This is a genomic window from Bacteroides sp. HMSC067B03, assembly GCF_001811315.1.
Classification (GTDB): domain Bacteria; phylum Bacteroidota; class Bacteroidia; order Bacteroidales; family Bacteroidaceae; genus Bacteroides; species Bacteroides faecis.
The window spans coordinates 1-498 of sequence record NZ_KV804244.1; the positions used below are offsets into that span (position 1 = coordinate 1).

The window sequence follows — 498 nt, forward strand, 5'->3', positions numbered from 1 at the left end:
AAGGACAAGAACCAACTGCGTGAATACGGTATTTATTTCCTCTTTTACACGGTTTCGAAAACGGTTGATGGTAATAAAATCCGGATGTTCATTACCGGAAAGCCAGATATAATGAATATCACGTAGGAGAAGCTTCTCTATTTTGCGGCACGAATAGATATTGTTCATGTAGGCGTAGATAATCACCTTAAGCATCATTTTAGGATGATAAGGACAGCGACCGGTTGCTTTATAAAGCTTCTTGAAATTGTCAAGATTGAGATTATCAACAACAGTATTAACTATGCGAACCGGATCGTTCGCTGCTATGTTTTCATCAATTCTTCCGGGAAAAAGAACTGTTTGGTTGGGAATGTAAGGACGAAAATGTAACTTTGCCATAACGAAAAACTTTATGCCTAAAGATACAAAAACTTTGGGTAATAACAAAGCCCGGGCTTGTGAAAGTCTGGGCTTTGTGCATAAAAAAAGGTTGTGCCAGCGTTTTGACACAACCTC

1 protein-coding gene is annotated in these 498 nt (G+C 38.8%); it reads right to left on the reverse strand.

The genetic code is table 11. The annotated features are described in order from the left end of the window. On the reverse strand, positions 1-381 hold a 381-nt coding region (locus HMPREF2794_RS01120), incomplete at its 3' end, for a transposase (protein WP_139147223.1). Positions 382-498: the final 117 nt, after the last annotated feature.